General features: G+C 69.6%; 25 protein-coding genes and 1 tRNA gene. 10 read left to right on the top strand and 16 right to left on the bottom strand.

What is annotated here, in order from left to right; translation table 11 throughout:
- Nucleotides 1-121 precede the first annotated feature (121 nt).
- On the bottom strand, nucleotides 122-1,033 hold the full coding sequence (locus GXW71_RS30940; protein ID WP_211856890.1) for a LysR family transcriptional regulator: 912 nt from the start codon (nucleotides 1,031-1,033) through the stop codon (nucleotides 122-124).
- A 159-nt stretch (nucleotides 1,034-1,192) separates the two neighbouring features.
- Here GXW71_RS30940 and GXW71_RS30935 point away from each other — a divergent pair, with 159 nt between their 5' ends.
- The 6 genes from GXW71_RS30935 (at nucleotide 1,193) to GXW71_RS30910 (ending at nucleotide 6,160) form a co-directional block, all read left to right on the top strand.
- Nucleotides 1,193-1,708, top strand: a complete 516-nt coding sequence (locus GXW71_RS30935) for a thiamine pyrophosphate-binding protein (RefSeq protein WP_211856883.1) — start codon at nucleotides 1,193-1,195, stop codon at nucleotides 1,706-1,708.
- A gap of 145 nt (nucleotides 1,709-1,853) precedes the next feature.
- Complete coding sequence (locus GXW71_RS30930) at nucleotides 1,854-2,447, top strand: thiamine pyrophosphate-dependent enzyme (RefSeq protein WP_211856875.1); 594 nt, start codon at nucleotides 1,854-1,856, stop codon at nucleotides 2,445-2,447.
- A gap of 26 nt (nucleotides 2,448-2,473) precedes the next feature.
- Nucleotides 2,474-3,643, top strand: a complete 1,170-nt coding sequence (locus GXW71_RS30925) for an acyl-CoA dehydrogenase family protein (protein WP_211856873.1) — start codon at nucleotides 2,474-2,476, stop codon at nucleotides 3,641-3,643.
- Between the two features lie 73 nt (nucleotides 3,644-3,716).
- The gene (locus GXW71_RS30920; RefSeq protein ID WP_211856864.1) at nucleotides 3,717-4,556 is read left to right on the top strand and encodes an HAD family hydrolase; all 840 of its coding nucleotides are present in this window, start codon (nucleotides 3,717-3,719) and stop codon (nucleotides 4,554-4,556) included.
- A gap of 76 nt (nucleotides 4,557-4,632) precedes the next feature.
- Nucleotides 4,633-5,013, top strand: coding sequence for a hypothetical protein (locus tag GXW71_RS30915; RefSeq protein WP_211856862.1), 381 nt, complete (start codon nucleotides 4,633-4,635; stop codon nucleotides 5,011-5,013).
- 16 nt (nucleotides 5,014-5,029) lie between these two features.
- Nucleotides 5,030-6,160, top strand: coding sequence for a CaiB/BaiF CoA transferase family protein (locus GXW71_RS30910; RefSeq protein ID WP_211856860.1), 1,131 nt, complete (start codon nucleotides 5,030-5,032; stop codon nucleotides 6,158-6,160).
- 474 nt (nucleotides 6,161-6,634) lie between these two features.
- Here GXW71_RS30910 and GXW71_RS30905 read toward each other — a convergent pair whose 3' ends face one another.
- Nucleotides 6,635-7,495, bottom strand: coding sequence for an N-formylglutamate amidohydrolase (locus GXW71_RS30905; protein WP_211856858.1), 861 nt, complete (start codon nucleotides 7,493-7,495; stop codon nucleotides 6,635-6,637).
- Between the two features lie 150 nt (nucleotides 7,496-7,645).
- Between GXW71_RS30905 and GXW71_RS30900 the strand changes: the two genes are divergently transcribed.
- Nucleotides 7,646-7,717: transfer RNA gene (locus GXW71_RS30900), tRNA-Val, on the top strand.
- A 101-nt stretch (nucleotides 7,718-7,818) separates the two neighbouring features.
- On the opposite strand, the gene GXW71_RS30895 is transcribed toward GXW71_RS30900, so the two are convergent.
- Complete coding sequence (locus tag GXW71_RS30895; RefSeq protein WP_211856856.1) at nucleotides 7,819-8,592, bottom strand: SDR family oxidoreductase; 774 nt, start codon at nucleotides 8,590-8,592, stop codon at nucleotides 7,819-7,821.
- Nucleotides 8,593-8,758: 166 nt separating this feature from the next.
- Here GXW71_RS30895 and GXW71_RS30890 point away from each other — a divergent pair, with 166 nt between their 5' ends.
- Nucleotides 8,759-9,661, top strand: a complete 903-nt coding sequence (locus GXW71_RS30890) for a LysR family transcriptional regulator (protein ID WP_211856848.1) — start codon at nucleotides 8,759-8,761, stop codon at nucleotides 9,659-9,661.
- 13 nt (nucleotides 9,662-9,674) lie between these two features.
- Here GXW71_RS30890 and GXW71_RS30885 read toward each other — a convergent pair whose 3' ends face one another.
- From GXW71_RS30885 to GXW71_RS30860, 6 genes are read right to left on the bottom strand one after another with little or no spacing between them, the layout of a single operon-like run.
- Entirely contained in the window at nucleotides 9,675-10,127 is a 453-nt protein-coding gene (locus tag GXW71_RS30885; RefSeq protein WP_211856846.1) for a hypothetical protein, read from the bottom strand.
- Complete coding sequence (locus GXW71_RS30880; RefSeq protein WP_211856844.1) at nucleotides 10,124-11,131, bottom strand: hypothetical protein; 1,008 nt, start codon at nucleotides 11,129-11,131, stop codon at nucleotides 10,124-10,126. Before GXW71_RS30880 ends, GXW71_RS30885 begins: the two co-directional genes overlap by 4 nt.
- A 1-nt stretch (nucleotide 11,132) precedes the next feature.
- Nucleotides 11,133-11,492, bottom strand: a complete 360-nt coding sequence (locus GXW71_RS30875) for a hypothetical protein (RefSeq protein WP_211856842.1) — start codon at nucleotides 11,490-11,492, stop codon at nucleotides 11,133-11,135.
- Complete coding sequence (locus tag GXW71_RS30870; protein WP_211856840.1) at nucleotides 11,489-11,695, bottom strand: hypothetical protein; 207 nt, start codon at nucleotides 11,693-11,695, stop codon at nucleotides 11,489-11,491. Before GXW71_RS30870 ends, GXW71_RS30875 begins: the two co-directional genes overlap by 4 nt.
- Nucleotides 11,692-13,206 (bottom strand): hypothetical protein, encoded by a 1,515-nt coding sequence (locus tag GXW71_RS30865; RefSeq protein ID WP_211856831.1) that lies wholly within the window; start codon nucleotides 13,204-13,206, stop codon nucleotides 11,692-11,694. Before GXW71_RS30865 ends, GXW71_RS30870 begins: the two co-directional genes overlap by 4 nt.
- A gap of 51 nt (nucleotides 13,207-13,257) precedes the next feature.
- Complete coding sequence (locus GXW71_RS30860; RefSeq protein ID WP_211856830.1) at nucleotides 13,258-13,737, bottom strand: Lrp/AsnC family transcriptional regulator; 480 nt, start codon at nucleotides 13,735-13,737, stop codon at nucleotides 13,258-13,260.
- Between the two features lie 143 nt (nucleotides 13,738-13,880).
- Here GXW71_RS30860 and GXW71_RS30855 point away from each other — a divergent pair, with 143 nt between their 5' ends.
- Nucleotides 13,881-14,894, top strand: a complete 1,014-nt coding sequence (locus GXW71_RS30855) for a 1-aminocyclopropane-1-carboxylate deaminase (RefSeq protein ID WP_211856828.1) — start codon at nucleotides 13,881-13,883, stop codon at nucleotides 14,892-14,894.
- Nucleotides 14,895-15,056: 162 nt separating this feature from the next.
- Here GXW71_RS30855 and GXW71_RS30850 read toward each other — a convergent pair whose 3' ends face one another.
- From GXW71_RS30850 to GXW71_RS30830, 5 genes are all read right to left on the bottom strand, one after another.
- Nucleotides 15,057-15,311, bottom strand: a complete 255-nt coding sequence (locus tag GXW71_RS30850; protein WP_211856826.1) for a hypothetical protein — start codon at nucleotides 15,309-15,311, stop codon at nucleotides 15,057-15,059.
- Nucleotides 15,308-15,970 carry a lysozyme gene (locus GXW71_RS30845; RefSeq protein ID WP_211856818.1) on the bottom strand — a complete coding sequence of 221 codons (663 nt, stop codon included), beginning with the start codon at nucleotides 15,968-15,970 and terminating at the stop codon, nucleotides 15,308-15,310. The genes GXW71_RS30850 and GXW71_RS30845 overlap by 4 nt, the downstream gene beginning before the upstream one ends.
- On the bottom strand, nucleotides 15,967-16,188 hold the full coding sequence (locus GXW71_RS30840) for a hypothetical protein (RefSeq protein WP_211856816.1): 222 nt from the start codon (nucleotides 16,186-16,188) through the stop codon (nucleotides 15,967-15,969). The genes GXW71_RS30845 and GXW71_RS30840 overlap by 4 nt, the downstream gene beginning before the upstream one ends.
- 10 nt (nucleotides 16,189-16,198) lie before the next feature.
- A complete protein-coding gene (locus tag GXW71_RS30835; protein WP_211856814.1) occupies nucleotides 16,199-16,408 on the bottom strand; it encodes a hypothetical protein in 210 nt (69 codons plus the stop codon).
- 98 nt (nucleotides 16,409-16,506) lie between these two features.
- Nucleotides 16,507-17,592, bottom strand: a complete 1,086-nt coding sequence (locus GXW71_RS30830) for a tail fiber domain-containing protein (protein ID WP_211856812.1) — start codon at nucleotides 17,590-17,592, stop codon at nucleotides 16,507-16,509.
- A gap of 372 nt (nucleotides 17,593-17,964) precedes the next feature.
- Here GXW71_RS30830 and GXW71_RS30825 point away from each other — a divergent pair, with 372 nt between their 5' ends.
- The gene (locus GXW71_RS30825) at nucleotides 17,965-19,008 is read left to right on the top strand and encodes an FkbM family methyltransferase (RefSeq protein WP_211856810.1); all 1,044 of its coding nucleotides are present in this window, start codon (nucleotides 17,965-17,967) and stop codon (nucleotides 19,006-19,008) included.
- Here GXW71_RS30825 and GXW71_RS30820 read toward each other — a convergent pair.
- Together GXW71_RS30820 and GXW71_RS30815 are read right to left on the bottom strand one after the other, a co-directional pair.
- Nucleotides 18,986-19,702, bottom strand: a complete 717-nt coding sequence (locus GXW71_RS30820; protein ID WP_211856808.1) for a hypothetical protein — start codon at nucleotides 19,700-19,702, stop codon at nucleotides 18,986-18,988. The genes GXW71_RS30825 and GXW71_RS30820 overlap by 23 nt on opposite strands.
- A gap of 2 nt (nucleotides 19,703-19,704) precedes the next feature.
- A partial coding sequence (locus tag GXW71_RS30815) for a hypothetical protein (protein ID WP_211856806.1) occupies nucleotides 19,705-20,085 on the bottom strand: 381 nt, incomplete at its 5' end.

Here is a 20,085-nt window from a genome sequence, read left to right as displayed (position 1 = left end):
ATGAGCCGCCCCTCTAGCAATGGTCCACCAGGGCGTCCATGGCGCATCATACCAACGGACCGGTCGCCTGACCGGTCCGAGGCCGCGAATGCGCGGCGCCCGGCGTTAGAGGGCGTCGGTATCACGCCGCCATCCAGTCCCCGGCCTCGGCATGGCGGCGGATCACCGCCTCCAGCACCGCCAGCACCGCCTCCGTCGCGCGGCCCGGCGCCCGGCCGGGCGGCAGCGCCAGCACCACCTGGCGGCGGATGCGCGGCCGGTGCAGCCGTGCGATGCCGAGCCGGCCCGCTGCCGCCTCCGCCGCGATCGCCGAGCGCGGCAGGATCGCGAAGCCGAGGCCGCGGCCGGTGAGATCCTTCAGCACCGCGAAGCTGTCGGCCTCGAAGCGTACCGGCAGCGCGATCCGCGCCGCGGCGGCGGCCGTCTCCACCACCGCACGGAGCCCGTGCGGACGCGACGGCAGGATCAGCGGGTGCCGTGCGGCTTCCGCCAGCGTCACCGTGGCGCCGGGCAGGCTGCCCGGCCGCCCCGCCAGCACCAGTTCCTCGGTGAAGACCGGCCGTGCCCGAAGATGCAGGTCGGCCGCCGGCCCGTAGAGCAGGGTCGCATCGGTGGCGCCGCGCTGCAGCCATTCCACCAGGTGGCCCGTGTAACCCTCGACGATGCGGAGCGCGATGCCGGGATGCGCCTCCGCCACCGCCTGGGCGAGCTCGGCCGCCAGCACGGCCGCGACCGTCGGCATCATGCCGAGCGCCACCTGCCCGGCGATCGCGCCCGACAGCGCCCGCACCTCCTCGGCCGCCGCCTCGAGCTGGCGGAGCGGCCCTTCGATGCGGTCGAGCAGCGCCTGGCCGGCTTCGGTCAACTGCATGCCGCGGCCGTGGCGGTCAAACAGCCGGGCGCCGAGCTCCGCCTCCAGCAGTGCCACCTGACGGGAAAGGGCGGGCTGGGCCAGCCGCATGCGGTCGGCGGCGCGGCTGAGCGAGCCCGCCGCCGCCACCTCCCGAAAGCTTCTGAGGCGCCGGAGATCCATGGCTCACCTATCGCAATCCGTTATGCAGCCTATATACGTATTCGAATTCCGCGAAGCCTCGCGGCGCGCCATACCTCTCGGATGCTGTTTGTTTGACGAGCAGATTCACGCCTCCGGGTGACTCCACCCTCCGGCGATCCGCTCTTGGAGGGAACGCCAATGCAACGCGACTGGCCACAGGACATCTTCGCCGTGCTGAGAGAGGCCGAGGTGCGCCAGGTGCCCTATGTGCCGGATGGCGGCCACGCCGCCCTGATCCGCGCCGTGCATGCCGAGCCCTCGATGCGCGCCATTCCGCTGACGACGGAGGAGGAGGGGATCCCGCTGCTCGCCGGCGCGCATCTCGCGGGGCAGCGGGGCGCGCTGCTGATGCAGTCCTCCGGCGTCGGCAACTGCGTCAACATGCTGTCGCTGACCAAGGTCTGCGCCTTCCCGCTGCTGATGCTGGTGACCATGCGCGGCGAATGGGCGGAATCGAATCCCTGGCAGGTGCCGATGGGCTCCAGGGTCGAGGCGGCGTTCGGGCTGATGGGCGTCGAGGTGCTGCGCGCGACGAGGCCGGAAGAGGCGGGCGAGACCGTCGCGGCCGCGGCGCGCATGGCCTTCCTGGGCGGCAACGCCATGGCCGTCCTGATCTCCCAGCGCCTCGTCGGCGCCAAGCTGTTCACGGAGTGATCTGGCGGCTCTTTTCCGCCCCTGGCGCGCCGGTCTCCTCGCCGATGCAACCAGCATCGGCTGCGTCGCCCGCCACACCACGGACGAAAAATCCCTCGCCAGCTCTTTGCTGCAGCAATTCGAAACCGGCTCTGAGGAGCTCCACATGACCGCCACCCTCGATCGCCGCGCCGCCGTGGCGCGCCTGCTCGCCGACCGCCGCGACCTCGTCATCGTCACCGGGCTCGGCTCGCCGACCTATGACGTCGCGGCCTGCGGCGAGCACGACCGCAACTTCCACCTCTGGGGCGCCATGGGTGGCGCCGTCGCCATGGGCCTCGGCATCGCGCTGGCTCAGCCGCAGACGCCCGTCGCCGTCGTGACCGGCGACGGAGAGGCGCTGATGGGCATGGGCGCGCTCGCGACCGTCGCGCTGCAGCAGCCCGCCAACCTCACCATCGTGATCATCGACAACGGCCTCTATGAGGAGACCGGCGGCCAGGCGAGCCATACCGGCGCCGGCGCCGATCTTGCCGCCATCGCGCGTGGCTGCGGCATCGCCAATGCGATCGTCGTGACGCGGGAGGAAGAACTGCCGGCGCTCGCCACCCGGCTGCACGCGCCATCGGACGGGCCGGCGCTCGCGGTGCTGAAGGTGGCACCGGGCGAGGCGCCGCGCGTGCTGCCAGGCTGGGACGGACCGGCCCAGCGGCTCCGCACCACCGCCGCCCTGCTTGCCAGCCGGGCCACCGGGTCCTAATCCGGACGCGACGGAGGAATACCCGAATGGACCAGCCGCAGACCGGCGCCGATCCCCATGCCGAGATCCGCGAGGAGGTGCGCAAGCTCTGCGCCCGCTTCCCGGGCGAATACTGGCGCGAGCTCGATGCGCGGCGCGGTTATCCGACGGAATTCGTCACCGCGCTGACCGAGGCCGGCTATCTCGGCGCGCTGATCCCGGAGGAATTCGGGGGCGCCGGCCTGCCGCTTTCCGCCGCCGCCGCGATCCTTGAGGAGATCCATGCCTCAGGCTGCAACGCCGCCGCCTGCCATGCCCAGATGTACACCATGGGCACGGTGCTGAAGCACGGCAGCGAGGCGCAGAAGCGCCAGTACCTGCCGAAGATCGCGACCGGGGAGCTGCGCCTGCAGGCCTTCGGCGTGACCGAGCCGACGAGTGGCACCGACACCACCGCGCTTCGCACCTTCGCCAAGCGCGAGGGCGACAAGTACATCGTCAACGGCCAGAAGATCTGGACCAGCCGCGCCGAGCATTCCGACCTGATGCTGCTGCTGGCCCGCACCACGCCGCGCGACCAGGTGACGAAGAAGACCGATGGCCTCTCGACCTTCCTGGTCGACATGAAGGCGGCGCTCGGGAATGGCCTCACCATCCGTCCGATCCGGACGATGATGAACCACAATTCCTGCGAGGTCTTCTTCGACAACATGGAGGTGCCGGCGGAGAACCTGGTCGGCGTCGAAGGCAAGGGCTTCCGCTACATCCTCGATGGCATGAACGCGGAGCGGATGCTGATCTCGGCGGAATGCATCGGCGATTCGCGCTGGTTCATCGAGAAGGCGGTGGACTATTCCAAGCAGCGCGTGCTGTTCGGCCGCCCGATCGGCCAGAACCAGGGCGTGCAGTTCCCGATCGCCAAGGCCTATGCGCAGATGCGCGGCGCCGAGGCGCTGCTGCGCAAGGGCCTGGAGAAGTTCGAGGCCGGCCTGCCCTGCGGGGAGGAGGCGAACATCGCCAAGATGCTCTGCGCCGAGGCGAGCTGGGCGGCGGCCGAGGCCTGCCTGCAGACCCATGGCGGCTTCGGCTTCGCCGAGGAATACGATATCGAGCGCAAGTACCGCGAGGCACGCCTCTACCAGGTCGCGCCGATCAGCACCAACCTGGTGCTGAGCTTCGTGGGCGAGCATGTGCTGGGAATGCCGCGGAGTTATTGAGTGTCCGATGACCGGAGGGCCGAAGAGCCCGGAGGTCTGAATCGGACGCTCCGCTGAAAGGGAAGCAGGGCGCATGAGCACCACCGTCGCGATCGCCTATGATTTCGACGGGACGCTGGCACCCGGCAACATGCAGGAGCATGTCTTCCTGCCGAAGCTCGGCATCGATCCGCCGCGCTTCTGGGAACGGTCGAACCGGCTGGCCGCCGAACAGCAGGGCGACCGCACCCTGACCTATATGCACGAGATGCTGGAGGAGGCACGGCACGCCCGTGAGCCGATGCGCCGGCAGGACTGGGTGGAGCATGGCCGCGGCATCCACCTCTTCCCCGGCGTCGAGGATTGGTTCGCGCGCATCAACGCCGCCGGCACGGCACGCGGCCTGATCATGAAGCACTACGTGATCTCCTCAGGCCTGCGGGAGATGATCGAGGGCAGCACGATCCGCCCCTATCTCGACGCCGTCTTTGCCTCGGGCTTCCTCTATGACGGGTCGGGGGTCGCGGTCGGCGCCGCGGTCGCGGTGAACTACACGACCAAGACGCAATTCCTGTTCCGCATCAACAAGGGCGCCATGGACCTCGCCGACGACCGCGCGGTGAACGCCTTCCAGCCGCCCGAGCAGCGCGTCGTGCCCTTTCCGAACATGGTCTTCATCGGCGACGGTGACACCGACATCCCCTGCTTCCGGCTGGTCCGGGAACAGGGCGGCCATTCCATCGCGGTCTTTCCGCCGGATGATCCGCAGCGGGCGGCGAATGGGCAGCGGCTGATCGCGGAGAAGCGGGTGCACTGCGCGGTGCTCGCCGATTATTCGGCGGGTGGCGAGCTGGAACGCCGCGTGCTCGCGGTGCTCGACCTGATCGCGGCCCGCGACGTCATCACCGGACCTGGCGCGGGGCGGGGCGCCTGATCGTGCCGGCACTGTGGATCCCATCAGTGCGTGCGTTGCCGCTGACCTCGGCCCTCCTCCCGCAGAGCGATGCCCCATGAGCGCGCCCTTCCGCGCTATCATCCGCCACTGGCGCGGCGACCTGCCGCTAGTCGTCGCCTTTTGGGTCAATGGCGTGCTGCTCGGCCTGGTGGTCCTGCTGGCCTGGCGGCTGGCGCGGGAGCCGGTGGAGCGCGCCATGGCCGCGGCCAGCCCTGCGGCGCTACGCACGGCGCTGGCCGGCGCCATGCTCGCCGGCATCCTGCTGCTCACCTGGCAGCTCGTCGGCATCTGGCGCGCGGCTTCCGCGCAGATCGCGCGCGGGCGCATCTCCGGCTGGGAGCGGTCGGCGCAGTTGACCGTGCTGATCGGCGTGTTCGCAGCGATCGATCGCTGCGTCGACGCGGTCTTCGCCGTGGCGCCGCTCTTCTCCCCATGAGCAACAAGGATCGTCCATGCCCACCGGAAAGCCCCTGACCGGTCTCCTCGTCGTCTCGATGGAACAGGCGGTCGCAGCCCCGGTCTGCTCGCAGCGGCTGGCCGATGCCGGCGCGCGGGTGATCAAGATCGAGCGCGGGGAAGGGGATTTCGCGCGCGGCTACGACCGCGCGGCCAAGGGCCAGTCGAGCTACTTCGTCTGGCTGAACCGCGGCAAGGAGAGCATCGCCCTCGATATCCGTGACGCCGCCGATCGCGCGCTGCTGGAGCGGCTGATCGCCCGCGCCGATGTCTTCATCCAGAACTTTGCCCCGGGTGCCATGCAGCGCGCCGGCTTCGGCTCCGCCACCCTGCGCGCGCGCCATCCGCGCCTGATCACCGTCGACATCTCGGGCTATGGCGAGGAAGGCGAATACGCCGCCATGAAGGCCTATGACCTGCTGGTGCAGGCCGAGAGCGGGCTCGCCGCGGTCACCGGCCGCGCCGAGGGGCCGGGGCGCGTCGGCGTCTCGATCTGCGATGTCGCCTGCGGCATGAACGCGCATGCCGCGGTGCTGGAGGCGCTGATCGAGCGCGGCATCACCGGCCGCGGCAAGGGCATCGCGGTCTCGCTCTTCGACGGCATGGCCGATCTGATGAACGTGCCCTTCCTGTTCTATGAGGGCACCGGCCAGGCGCCGGCGCGCATCGGCCTCGCCCATCCCTCGATCTGCCCCTATGGCGCCTTCGCGACCAGGGATGGCGGGCTGGTGCTGATCTCGATCCAGAACGAGCGCGAATGGGCGCGGCTCTGCGAGGTCTTCCTGCGCGAACCCGAGTTGCCGCAGCGGGAAGGCTTCCGCCGCAACGTCGACCGCGTCGCGAATCGCGCCGCGGTCGATGCCCATGTCGGGAAGACCTTTGCCCAGCTCACCCGCGCCGAATGCGCGGAGCGTCTGCGGGCGGCCGACATCGCCTATGGCTTCGTCAACGAGGTCGCCGACCTGGCGCGCCACCCGGCGCTCCGGCGGCTGCCGGTCGCGACGCCGGGCGGCGTGGTGGAGGTGGCGGCGCCGGCGGCGATCTTCAGCGACGGCCCCCGCGCCTATGGGCCGGTGCCGGCGCTCGATGAGCACGGTATCGCGATTCGAGACGAATTCGCTGGTTGAGACGCCACTCCCGGAATAAAATCACTATCGGAACTAACTGCCCGGATTCGGCCTCGAAGGGCGCGCGATGCTGCGCTGCGGCATCGCCTGTAACATGTTGTGTCTGCTGACGGATCAGGCACTTCGTTAACAAGCCCCTGCGAAAATCTCAGCCTAGTGCTGCGATGCGAAAAACCACTTGCATGCGAATGATGTCTGCCCTAAATCAGTCCCGGCAGCGAGGCGGTTCGCCGCTTCGCCTGCTTTCTTGGACGTTTCCTCCCTAAACTTGGCGGTGCCTTCGGGCACCGCCATCTTTTTTTGTGGAGGGGACGCACCCCGCGGCCGTAGGCCGCCATCAGCTCATGCGGGGCGAGCGAAGCGATGCCCCGGGGCCGCGAATGCGGCCCCGCGCGCGACCATCAGGCGCCGCCAATGCTGCCCTGACAGCGCGGTAGCCAAGCCGGCGGATGCCGGCGCCGGCGCTTGAGGCCCTCAAATACTGCCTAAAAAATCCCAGTCGGTGGCGGCGAGGTGCTCCAGCAACAGGCTGAGGTCGCGCCGCAGGCTCGCGAAGCCATCCGCCCGCTCGATCCGTGCCTCGTCCATGTAGAGGCCGCGCGCGATCTCGATCTGCAGCGCGTGCTGGCCCTCGCGTGGGCGCCCGTAATGGCGGGTGACATAGCCGCCGGCATAGGGGTCGTTGCGCCGCACCCGATAGCCGAGGCCGGTGAGGAATTCCTCCACCAGCCGCGTCGCGCGCGGCGCGCAGGCGGTGCCATGCGCATCGCCGAGGACCATGTCGGGCGCGGGGCCGGATTGAGGATGCGCCGGCATGGAATGGCAATCGACCAGCAGGCAGGTGCCGAAGCGGCCGCGGGTTTCGGCGATCAGCGCGGCGAGCGCTGCGTGATAGGGCTGCCAGGCGTCGCGCACCCGCGCCTCGGCTTCGGCGAAGGCGAGCTTGCGGCGATAGACCGGCTCCCCGTTCGCGACGATGCGGGCGATGGTGCCGAGGCCGGCGCCGACGCGGGGGCTCGCGGTATTGACCCAGCTCGGCAGCGGGCCGTCGAACATCGCGGGGTCGAGTTCCCAGGGCTCGCGGTTCACGTCGCACCAGACGCGGGGGAAGCGGGCGGCGAGCAGCGGCGCGCCCTGCAGCGGGGCTGCGGCGAAGAGCTCGTCCACGAAGCTGTCCTCGCTGCGGCGGAGCGCATGGGCGTCGAGCCTGGAGGCATCGAGGAGTGCTGCCGGATATTCGCGTCCGGAGTGTGGGGAGGCCAGGACGAGGGGCATGGTCTGCGGCGCCGGTCGCAGCAAGGCGTAGGGCAACAGGGTGTCGAGGGGCAGATCCATCGTTCCCCCGTTCAAACCACAGCCATGCGCGCCTGTCATCCGCGAAGCGGCGCCTCGGCAGGAGCGTCGTCGATATTGTTCCTGGGGGGTGCGCGGCTGACCGCTTGCCAGACACGGCGTTCCCGCCTAGAAGGCCGCTCCCACATGGGCGGGCGCTTAGCTCAGCGGGAGAGCACTACCTTGACACGGTAGGGGTCACTGGTTCAATCCCAGTAGCGCCCATTCCTTTCAAAGACTTACGGTCGCTTTCAGCCGGCTGGCCCGTCCGCCCGGACAGGGCTCAGCCGCGCGTGAGCTGCCGGGCGAGGATGCCGACCGCTGCCCTACTTCGTGGTGTAGCCGCCATTCACCAGGACGGTCTGTCCGGTCATCCACCAGCCATCCGAGACCAGGAAGCGGATGAAGGGCACGATGTCCTCGATGTCGGTGAGCCCGGTCTTGGTGAAGGCCGACAGCGCCGCCGCGGCCTTGTGGTACGCGACGGCATCGGCGCCCTCGGCCGGGTAGAAGAAGGGCGTGTCCATCGGGCCGGGGCCGATCGCGGTGACCGAGATGCCGCGCGCGCCGAACTCCTTCGAGGCGGCGCGGGTGAAATGCTCGACCGGGGCCTTGGTGCCGGCATAGGCGGCGTAGAAGGGCGTGAAGGCGCCGAGCAGCGAGGTCACCAGGGTGCAGAGCTTGCCGTTGTCACTCAGATGACGGCCGGCTTCGCGGATGAAGAAGAAGGCGGCCTTGGAATTCACCGCCGTCATCTCGTCGTACTCGGCCTCGGTGATCTCGACGAAGGGCTTCTTGAGCACCTTGCCGACCGTGTTGATGGCGATGTCCGGCCGGCCCATCGCGGCGATGGCATCGGCGAAGAGCGCCTCGACCGCGCCGGCGGTGGTGAGGTCGGCCTGGAAGGCCGCCGCCTCGGCGCCGGCGGCCTTGATCGCCGCGACGGTGTCCTCGGCGGCCGGCCTGGTGGCGGCGCTGTTGTAGTGGATCGCCACGGCCTTCGCGCCCTGCCGCGCGAGGTCACGCGCCAGCAGGCCGCCGAGATTCTTGGCGCCGCCGGTGATGAGCACGGTCTTTCCCGCAATGCTGTGATCGGCCATGGCTTCTGCCCCTTGCTTCAGGCGGGCCGCCCCGTGCGGCCCTTTCGGGGGCTGACGGTATCGTCTAGGATTTTGTCATAAAGCCGCTGTCTCTGGCTTCATATGTCAGGCTGGACGAACAACGGGCCCGCGCGCCCGGCCTCGGCCGTAGCGGGAAGTGGCAGGCTTGGACCGGATCGACCTCTTCCGCATCTTCGCCCGCGTCGTCGAATGCGCGAGCTTCACCCGCGCTGCCGATACGCTCGGCCTGCCGCGCTCTTCCGTCTCGGCGGCGGTGCAGGCGCTGGAAGCGCGGGTCGGGGCGCGGCTGCTCCACCGCTCGACCCGCAAGGTCGCGCCGACGCAGGATGGCGCCGCCTTCTACGAACGCTGCCTTCGGCTCACCGCCGATGCGGAGGAGATGGAGGGGCTGTTCCGCCAGGACGCGGCCGGGCCCGCGGGCAGGCTCCGCATCGACGTGCCCGGCCGCATCGGCCGGCTCGTGATCGCCCCGGCGCTGCCGGATTTCCTCGACCGCTACCCGGGCATCGACGTCGATCTCGGCGTCACTGACCGGGCGGTGAACCTGGTCGAGGACAGCGTCGACTGCGTGCTGCGTGTCGGAACCCTCGCCGATTCCGGCCTGATCGCCCGTGCGATCGGCGCGCTGCCGCTGATCAATGTCGCAAGCCCCGGCTACCTCGAGCGGCATGGCGTGCCGCAAACGCCCGCCGATCTCGATGCGCATCACGCGGTCAACTACGCCTCGCCATCGAGCGGGCGGATCGAGGACTGGGAATGGATCGAGGGCGGCGCGCGGCGGAGCCGGCCGATGCGCGGCCGCGTCACCGTCAACAGCGCGGAGGCTTATATCGCGTGCTGCCTCGCGGGGCTCGGGCTGATCCAGATCCCGGCCTATGACGTGCAGTCGCATCTCGATGCCGGGGAGCTGGTCGAGGTGATGCCCGATCACCGCGCGGCGCCGATGCCGATGACCTTGCTCTACCCGCATCGCCAGCATCTCTCCCGCCGCCTGCAGGCCTTCACCGATTGGCTTGAGGCGCTGCTGAGGCGCCAACTCCTGGCCTGAGGCGGCGCTCCCGTCACCCCTCGTCGAGCAGCCCACGCCGGCGTGGCCGGATCGCGGCCCCACCCGGTGCCGCCGTCCGCAGATAGGGGTTCCCTGGTATCGCCTGACGCATCGGCAGCGTTCCCGCCTGCGGGCGATGGAAGGGCGGCGCCGGCGCGGCGGTCGGCGCCTGCCGCCCTGACGCCGCCGGCCGCGGCACGATGCCGGCCAGGCCCCGCAGCAGCGCCACCAGATCGATGGGCTGCCCGCCCTTCGGGCCGCCGCTGGCGAGCGCGTCCGGCTTCGTGCCCGGCAGCGCGGCGTCCGGTTCGGTGGCGCCGGCGGCCGGAGGTGGCGGAGGCAGCGGCAGCGCCTGTGGAGGCGCGTTGAACTTCGCCAGGTCCATGCCCGCCGGCGCCGCCATCGCGGCCGCCGCTTCCGCCTGCCAGAGCTTCAGCAATTCCGGGTCGAACATCATCCCGCTCATCGGCGGGTGCTCGCATACCCGCCGGCGGCGCCGAGCAGCCCGCCGATCAGGGCGCCGATGGGCGCTGCCGGCCCCGAGACGGCGGCGCCGGTCGCGGCCCCGGACATCGCGCCGCCAAGCGCGCCCATCGCCGGGCTCATGCCGCCGGCCTGCGGCATCGTGCTGACCGTGGTGCCGCCGTAGGGCGTGCCGCCGAGGGCGGCGAGCCGCGTCTGCAACTGCTGCGTCGGGTAGTTCCACTGTTCCAGGAACCGCGCGTAGTTCTGGTCGAGATTGGCCTGGTCGAGCTGCTGCTGCTGCCCGCCGATACCCTCCAGCGCCGCGATGTCCGTATAGTTCGCCTGCTGCGCGTTCTGCCCGAGCTGCCCGGCGAGGCCGAGCGCCTGCAGGTTCAGCCCGGCGCCCTGGAGCCCGGCGCTCTGGTTCGCCATCCCCGCCTGCAGGCCGCGCGTCAGATCCTGCTGTGCCATCGCCTGGGCATTGGTGAAGGCGCCGCTGCGGAGCTGGGCGGAGAGCTCGCCCGCCTTCTGCGCGGCCGTCGCGTCCGTGACGCCCGCCTGCAGCGCCTGGCGGCTGCCGCCGAAGGCGCGCGCCGAGATCGCGCGATCGGCCAGGCTGTTCTGCGCGGTCTGGCGCTGCTGTTCCAGCCCTGCCAGCGCGCCGGTCTCGACCGCGCTCAGATAGGGATTCATGTAGGCGCCGAGGTCGGTGCCGGGCAGCGTGCCCGCCGCGACCTGCTGCGGCTGGTAGCCGGCGAGACCCTGGGCGCCGCCCGCGAGGCCTTGCAGGAAATTCCCGGTCTGGCCCTGCATGCCGCGCACGCCCTGCTGCGCCGCGAGCTGGTCCGGCGTGAAGCCGGCGATGCGCTCGCCATCATATTGCTGCAGCGGCCGATCGGCGACCTCCTTCGAGAAATCGAGCGTGTCCTGCGCATAGGCATCGAGCCATGGCGGCAGCCTCTGCTCGGTGGTCTGGGTCGTGTTCTTCGGTGCGGATCCGCCCATCTCAAAGCTCCTTCACATACAGCGTGGCGCGCGGCGCATAGCCGTGCCGGCGCGCGAGCCGCGCCCATCCCTTGCGGCCCAGGGCCTCGGCGCGCCGCGCGCCGCGTTCGCGGGCCCAGTCCTCGATGGCGGGCAGCAACGCGCAGCCTTCGTGGATGCTGCCCGCGGCCAGCCAGTGGCGCAGCGCGAGGCCGCGCGGGTAGCGCAGCATCTCCGTCACCGCGACCGTGTCGCCCTGCTGCCAGAACTGCGCGCGGCCCTCGCGGATCGCGGCCACCACATCGGCGAGCGTCGTCATGCCGCCATCCTCGGCGACCGCGCGCTCCAGCTTCGCGAGCAGGCGGGCTTCGTCCTCGGTCATCCCTGGATCTTCTCGGCCGAGAGCGTGCCGGCATTGCTGATGGTGACGCGCCAGACGCTGCGATCCGGCGCCTGCAGCAGCAGCATCGGCGCCGCCTCCTGCGTGGAGACGAGTGCCAGGAAGCTGCGACGCAGCGCGTCGAAGGCCTGGCGCAGCGCGAGCGCATGCGGCCCGGCGCCGGGATCGGGCAGGTCGAGCCTCATCGGCCTGCCCCCGGCTGTGCGTCCAATCGCAGCTCGCCGAGGCTCCAGTCGCCGTCCTGCGCCGCCTCGATGCGCAGCCGGATGTCGCGGCCAGAGAAGCGGCAATCGGTCCAGCCATCGGCACTCGGCATGAAGGGACCCTCGGCATATTCGGGGCCGTCGCCGGTCTCCTTGGTGAAGGCCAGCATGCGCGTCGCGGCGAAGCCATGGCCGCTGTCGAACTGCGCCTGGGCGATGTCGATGCGCTGGTCGCCACCGCCGATCGCGATATTCGCGGTCTCCGCCCAGACCTCGCCGACGCGGGTCAGCCCGGCCGCGGTCCAGCCCTTCTCATGCTCGAAGATGTGGCCGTCGGCGCCCGCCATCACCGGATAGGGCGCGACGCTTGCCGCCAGCATGGCGCTCCGCGGCAGCGCGCCGACCGACCACCAGTTCTCCTGCCAGTTCCAGATCACGTAGCGATCGCATTCGGTCTGGCCTGACGACGGGTAGAAGAACCAGGCCTCGGGAAACAGGCCGTTGACCGCGGCATGCACGCGCGATTGCCCCGCGAAGGCATCGATGCCCGCGAAGAGGAAATTGGCGACGTCGCAGGGCAGCGGCCGCACCGCGCCGCCGTCGAAGACCCAGAAGGTCTGGCGCCCCATCCAGATCACGGCGCTGCTGTTGCTGGCGAAGCTGTAGGGACCATAGAGGCTGCAGGCTTCGCCGATGCGCTCGAAGGCATAGACGAAGGGCTGGCCGATATAGCGCGCGAGCCAGACGTCGCTGTCGGTGAAGATCAGCACGCCGCCGCGCACGCGCACCGCATTGACGATGAAGCCGGAGATCGAGAGGTCGAAGAAGCCCGCGCTGTTGGTGGGATTGGTGAAGTCCCAGTCGTTGATGTCCTCGCGCGAGCACCAGGCGACGCGATAGGGCACACCGCCGGCACCGAACAGCATCACATGCCGCTCCTCGGTCACCAGCATGGCGATGCTGTGCTCGGGCGCTGTCGCCACGGGAACCACCTTGGCCGGCAGCGGCAGGACCGTGGTGTCCCAGAGCAGCAGTCGCCCGTCGCTGCCGCAGAGCGCGAGCAGGTTGGCACCGAAATTATCGAGGCTCCAGATCACCGGCCGCCCGAACAGCCGCCCATCCGCCAGCGGCCGCGGCGTGCCATAGGCGCCGGCATTGTAGGGGCCGATGCCGAAGCCGCTCACGGTGACGAAGGGCGGCGTCGGCTCGAAATCGGCCGGCGTGATGTCGATGACGGTCGCGCCTTCCAGGATCTGCAGCCTGCTGTCGCTGCCGAGCGCAATGCGGAAGATGTCCTGCAGGTCGCGCCAAGCGGAGATTCGGCGGACCGGTTCGGGCAAGGGTTCGGCGGTGTTGCGCTGCCAGCCGCCGACCGGCAGCAGGTGGTCGCCGCGCCAGCGGACGAGGTTCGCATCCCAGTAGCGGTTGCGCGCCCGCGACGGCGTCGCGGCCTTCACCACACCCGGGGGCAGTTTGATCGGCTGCATCGCCATCGCGGCACCTCCGCCATCCCTGTCCAGTGGACGATGGGGCGATGCAAGCCTTCAAAAGCTCAACGGCGCATTGTCCACCACCTCCTTCATGACGAAGAAGGTGCGGGTCTGCCGCACGCCGGGCAGGCCGATCAGCGTCTCGCCGTGCAGGCGGTTGAAGTCGACCATGTCGCGGGCGCGGATCTTCAGGAAGTAGTCGAAGTCGCCGGCCACCACATGGCACTCGAGCACCACGGCGAGGCCGCGCACCGCGGCCTCGAAGGCGGCGAAGCTCTCGGGCGTGGAGCGGTCCAGCACCACGCCGACGAAAACCAAGGTGCCGCGATCCACGCGCTGCGGCGCCACCTGCGCACGGATGGAGGCGATGAAGCCCTCGGCGAAGAGGCGCTGGATGCGGCGGTGGCAGGTGGCGGCGCTGGTGTTCACCTGGCGGGCGATCTCGGCCGCGCCGAGCCGGCCATCATCCTGCAGCAGCCGGAGGATTTTGAGGTCGATCCGGTCGAGCCCCTGCGGTGTGGTGGAATCGCTCATTTAAAAGCCTATTTTCGGGATGATCCTGCAATTTTTGCCACAATCATGCAGAAGCAGGGAGAAATTTCGACTCAGATTCGAGAGCACCTTTCATGGCATCGCGGATAGCCTCCGCCGTCCTTTCATCCCAGGCCGAGGCAGACATGCTCGAGAAATTCGAACGCTACCCGCTCACCTTCGGACCGACGCCGATCGAGAAGCTCGAGCGGCTGTCGAAGCATCTGGGCGGCGGGGTCGAGATCTACGCCAAGCGCGAGGACTGCAATTCCGGTCTGGCCTTCGGCGGCAACAAGCTGCGCAAGCTGGAATACATCGTCCCCGACGCCATCGCCTCCAACGCCGATACGCTGGTCTCCATCGGCGGCGTGCAGTCGAACCACACGCGCATGGTGGCCGCCGTCGCCGCCAAGCTCGGCATGAAGTGCCGCCTGGTGCAGGAAGCCTGGGTGCCGCATGAGGATGCGGTCTATGACCGCGTCGGCAACATCATGCTCAGCCGCATCATGGGCGCCGATGTCAGGCTCGAGGATGACGGCTTCGACATCGGCATCCGCCGCACCTGGCAGGAGGCGATGGAGGAGGTGAAGGCCAAGGGCGGCAAGCCCTATGCGATCCCGGCCGGAGCTTCGGAGCACAAGTTCGGCGGCCTCGGCTATGTCGGCTTCGCGGAGGAGGTGCGGGCGCAGGAAGCAGCCCTCGGCTTCGCCTTCGACTACGTCATCGTCTGCACCGTCACTGGCTCCACCCATGCCGGCATGCTCGTGGGCTTCGCCAAGGATGGCCGCGCGCGCCGCGTGATCGGCATCGATGCCTCCGGCACGCCGGCGCAGACCAAGGCGCAGGTGCTGCGCATCGCCCGCAACACCGCCGATCTGGTCGAGCTCGGCCAGGATCTGGTGGAGGATGACGTGGTACTGATCGAGGACTACGCCTATCCGGCCTATGGCGTGCCCTCGGAGGAGACCAAGAACGCGATCCGCCTCTGCGCCCGCCTGGAGGGCATGATCACCGACCCCGTCTATGAGGGGAAGTCGATGCAGGGGATGATGGACCTGGTGCAGAAGGGCCATTTCCCGGCGGGCTCCAGGATCCTCTACGCCCATCTCGGCGGCGCGCCGGCGCTGAACGGCTACGCCTACGCGTTCCGCAACGGCTGAGGCGTCGATCGGTGTCGCGCGGCGAGGCCTTCGCCGCGCGGCACCCTCTACCACCCGCAGAGCCGGCGCCCGGTCTCGTTGTGGGTAAGGATGCCCGCCGCGGTCCCGCGCGTCAGCGTGTCCTGCCGACTGACCAGGATCGGCCGCCACGGGCCGCAGGCGTCAATCCCGGGCCCAGTCCCGGCGCAGGCGCTCAGCAGGGTCAGGGTCGCGAGCCACAGCACGCTCCACCGCATCGCGGGTCCTCCGGTTCTCGATGTCGCGGCCGAGGGCGCGGTTGCGCGCCTGCTGGCGCTCCTGCCGCCGCCCGCTGAGGAAGGCGTAGCCGAGCGCTGCAACCGCCACGCCGATGGTGAGGAGGATGCGGCCGGCCTTGGTCCCGGCGAACCAGGTCCAGGCCGCGAGCAACGCGGTCACGCGGGCGCGCTCCGCCGGCTCAGGATCACCGCGACGGCGACCGCCGCGGCGGCGAGTGCGATCGCCGCCACCGCCTGCCAGGGCAGCCCGACCAGCGCCGCCAGCGCCGGCCCCGCCGCGCCGATCGCGCCGCCGATGGTCAGCGGCGTGGCATTGGCCGCGACCGGCCCGGCCGGTGGCGCCGCCGCCTGCGTATTGCTCGCGACATATTCGCCGCGCACCCAGAGCCCGGCCTCCGCGGCGCGCCGATTGACCAGGCCGGCGACGACGCGGCCGCCGGCGCGGTTCCACTTCGCGAGCTCGGTCGGCACCGCGGCATGGTCGCCCGCGTTCAGCTTCCGCAGCAGGGTCGAGCTCGCGAAGGCGCGCTCGCCGACATTGAAGGCGAAGCTGACCAGCGCGCCGAACTGGTTGTCGTTGAGCGGCACCGTGACGTGCCGATCGACCGCGGCTTCGAAGCGATCCAGGTCCTGGCGCAGCAGCGCCTCGGCCTCCGCCCCGGTGATGCGTTGCGCGATGCGCACGCCGCCGGTGTGGCCATAGCCGATGGTCCAGACCCCGGCGACGTCCCGATAGGCAGAGAGCCTGAGGCCCTCCCACTGCTTGATCAGCGCGAGCGTCGCGTCATTCACCCGTCGGGTGCCTGCATCGGGCGTCATGCGTCACTCTCTCCTTCCGGTGTGGCGAGCCAGGTCGCGGCGGTCGAGAGGATCCCGACCGCAGTGATCGGCGACATGTCCTCGGTCGTCGCGACCTCGACCTGGCCCTCGTCATTGATCCAGGCGAGGCAGGCGAGCCGCGTTCCCGCCTCGCTCAGCCGCTCGGCCATCGCGACGATCGGGTTCTGCGCCATGGGCGGCTTGCGCGGGCGGGTCATCGCGGCGCCATCAACGCAGCCGCGCGAACCAGGCGAGCGCCGCTCCGATCGCGGCCGCGGTCGCGACCAGCAGCCCGACGACGCGCCAGCCGCCGCGCAGCTCGTTCAGCAGGCGCGTCAGCGCGGTGACCGAGGTCTTGAGGTCGGCCATCTCCTCACGGAGATGCTGCACCTCCGCTTCCAGCGCGCCGAAGGCGCGGGCGTCGACGGGTGGGGTCATGCGGGAGCCTCCGCTGCGGTGAATGGGGGAGTGCGAGCCGCGCCATGCGCGCGGCGGTGGTTCAGGGATGCGGCCACACGCGGTCACCGCGCCGCGGCCTATGCCTGCGCCGCCTCCAGCGCCGCGATGCGTGCCGCCTGCGCCTCGACGATCGCGTGCAGTTCCTTCACGGCGTTGACCAGCGCCCAGGGCAGCGATGTCTGTTCCATCATCCGGCCGTCGGGCAGATCGAATTCGCCGAGGATCAGGCGGCCCGAGGTGACCATCTCCGGCATGACGCCTTCGACGTCCTGGGCGATGGCGCCGATGAAGCGGCGTGCCGGATCGCGGCCTGTCTCCGCCTTGAAGGAATAGATCTTGGGGGAGAGTTGCAGAATGGCGTTCAGGCCGGTCGGGTAGGCCTCGATGCGCTCCTTCACGCGCGCGTCGGAACTGTCCGCCCAGGAGCCGCCGCCCGGCTTGAGGCCATTGCTCGGCGTATAGAAGTTGCCGGCATTGTCCCACCGCCATTCCCAGCCGCTGAAGATCATGTGGATGTACGCGGAGACGGCGGGAACATGGACCTGCTGCATGTAGCTGCTGGTGTCCTGGGCTCCGTAGCTCCCGTTGAGAAAGAGGGCCTTGCCGTAATCGGTGCCGCCGACCGTGTCATAGCCGCGGAGCGAGATGTGCTGGTTGCTGACGATGCCGCCGCCGGCGGCCAGGCCCCGGGTGACGCTGACGCCGCCATCCGCGCGATTGATGGCGATGGCGGTCTCGATCTCCCCCCCATTGTCGGCGCAGCGCACGATCCCGAGATCGCTGCCGGCATTGCCGCCGGCCTCGGGGTTCGTCGCCTTCGCGATCTTCCAACGGGCGTTGGCGCCGGTGCTGAACCGCACCCCGGCCCTGTTGCCGGCCGCCGAAGCAGCGACGAGCTCCGCTGCCGCGGAGCCGGTCGCGGTTGCCCCGACGCTGGCCGCCGTGCCGGAGGCTGGCGCCACGGTCAGCGCACCCGTCATCGTGTCGCCAGCCTTCGACACGCGGCCGCTGGCATTGGCATTCGCCGCCGCCGCGTTGTTGAGCGCCGCCTTCACCTGCGTGTCGAGGATATCGGCATTGCCGTTGAGCATCGGCGCCCAGGCGTCGTCGTCGCCGTTCGGGTCGGGCTTCGTCAGTCCCAGGTTCGGGGTCGTCGTGGCCATTCCGGGCACCTCCACGATCCCTGTCCAGAGGGCGGGGGTGAGAGGCAATCGAAAACAGCCGGGGAGCCGGCATCTCGCCAGATACCTCCGGCTTCGGGAAGTCGATCAACGCGAAGCCGTCCTCGTTAAGTGCCGCGCGATGCGTTAGGCCTCCGTATCAGCGTCGGCAAAGATCTGTTCGAAAATGGGTGGCTCAGTACTTGGCACCCCCGGCAGGCGGTCAGCGAAGAGCTCGCGAAATTTCCCTGAATTTTACGAGGCGCAAGCTGCGATGGGCTGTGGCAACCGGAAGACCCAGGGTCACGCTGCCGGCTTCTTCATGATCAGGGCGAGGGTGACGGGCGGAGCGCAGTTGGATATTGTGCGTCGCGCATGAGAAACGCCTTTCGCGAAATCGCTATCAAGGCCGCGCTGCGAATCCCGCAGATCCGGATGCTCCACCAATCACGTCGCAACCTTATTGCCGAGCGTAACGAGCTGCTGACCAGGCTAGCGCATCCGTATACACAGGAGCGCGGAAGCCCCTTCTTCCACTACCATTCCCCCCTGTTCCTCGAAGGTCTGGTGGAGCGGCACGCGGTGCCGGAAGTCGCTGCGCGTCCGGGCTACCTCGTGAACTTCCTAGGAGTCGCAATCGATCCCAAGTTCGCGCCGGAATCGCTTGCCGGCAGAGCGGGACAGGTGGAGGGCCTGCCGACCCCTGCCACCTGGCATGCGGATATCGCGGAATGGGGTGCAGCCCTTCGTGCTGTTGATCTCGCGCGGGACACCTTCACGGCCATCGAGCTCGGATGCGGCTGGGCCTGCTGGCTGAACAACACAGGGGCAGCCGCGCGGCGCGCCGGGCTGCGTGTGCATCTGATCGGCGTGGAGGGTGACGAAGGCCACCTCAGCTTCGCGCGTGAGGCCTTCGCCGCGAACTGGTTCTCACCAGATCAGTTCGACCTGCACCGCGGCATTGCGGCCGCAGCGCCCGGGATCGCGCTGTTCCCACGCCAGGATCAGGCAGGAGCCCACTGGGGGCTGGAGCCGATTTTCGGCGCGAGTGAGGAGCAGCGCCAAGGAGCAGTGCAATCCGGCAAATATGACGCGCTGCCGATGCTGCCGCTAAGCGATCTCGCAGAGCCGCATCACCGCATTGACCTGTTGCATGTGGACATCCAGGGCGGCGAAGCGGATCTCGTCACCGGCTCCCTCGATACCCTGAATGCCAAGGTCGCCTACTTGGTCGTCGGCACCCATTCGCGGCAGATCGAAGGGCGCCTGATGGAGACCCTTCTGGGAGCCGGCTGGGAGCTGGAGGTCGAGCGTCCGGCGATTTTGGCTATCAGCAACGCCGTGCCTACCGTCCGCGTCGACGGGGTTCAGGGCTGGCGAAACCCACGGCTGAGCGTCACGCCGCCGGCTTCTTCATAATGAAGGCGAGTGAGTAGTAGACGGGCACCGTCGGCACGGTGACATTGTGCGCATGGTTGCCGTCTGCGACGATTCCGTGCGCATGCGCTTGGTTGCCGCCCGCCCCGGCGATCGAGATACCAGTGCCCGCGGGGAGGGGGCCGGCTGTATAGAACGAGAAGCTGACGCCGGAGACGTGGCCCGAATCTGCGTTGACCCCGTTATAAGGTCCTAAGTAGGCGCCCGGCGCGGCGTGCCCATGCCCAGGATCGAACACCCCGTGCGAGTGGCTCGGCATCTGGCCTTCGGTGATTGCGTGGGGTGCCGTGACCCCCGTGTGTGCGTGGAAGCCCTGAGCGTCGGTCGCTACGGCGACGCTATTCGCGCCACCGGTGGAGTTGACCGGCCGCGTCGGGCCCGACGCCATGATGAACTTATCCCGCAAGTTCGGCGTGCCGTTGCTGCCGTCGCATAGCGCCCAGCCAGCCGGCACCGCGTTCTCTGCGCCGCTCCACATCGCGATGAGGCCGACCGGCACCAGGAACGGCTCGGCCGCATCCAATCGCTCCTCATGTTCTTCGATCGCCGCTTCCGTCTCCGTCGCAAACTGGTCGATCAGGTCCATGTCGCCGTTGAGCTTGTTCCCCCAGGTGTTGATGCTCTGGTTGATCTCCGGCTTGGTCAGGTTGAGGGTCGGCGTGAAGCTGTCGGCCATGGCTATTGCTCCGCGGGGGGCTGCGGCACCCAGGCGGGTGCGCCGGGCATCGGTGATGGGAACCAGGGGCCGCTGCTGCCGGGAGTGCCCGGGGCCCAGCTCGGCGTAGCAGGCACGTCATCCGGGCGGTCCCAGAGCGACCGCAGCCGGCCGCGGAGCGCGCCCTGGGCAGCGACCAGGCCGGTGGCACCGAGCGCCCGTGCCACGCCGCCCACCACGTCGCCGAAGGCCACCGCATGAGCGCCAAGGACAGCATCCCGACGAATGCCGCCCAGAGCATCGCTCGCCGCCGCCAGCGCGCCGCCGGAGGTCTTGGGGTTCAGCGCCCCGCCCATGCCGGCCGAGGCGGCCGCGGCGCGGCCCATCCCGGCCCGCGACCGCCG

This window comes from Plastoroseomonas hellenica, assembly GCF_018129085.1.
Classification (GTDB): Bacteria; Pseudomonadota; Alphaproteobacteria; order Acetobacterales; family Acetobacteraceae; genus Plastoroseomonas; species Plastoroseomonas hellenica.
Note: the sequence above shows the minus strand (reverse complement) of the source record. Positions and strands in the feature narration are given on the sequence as shown.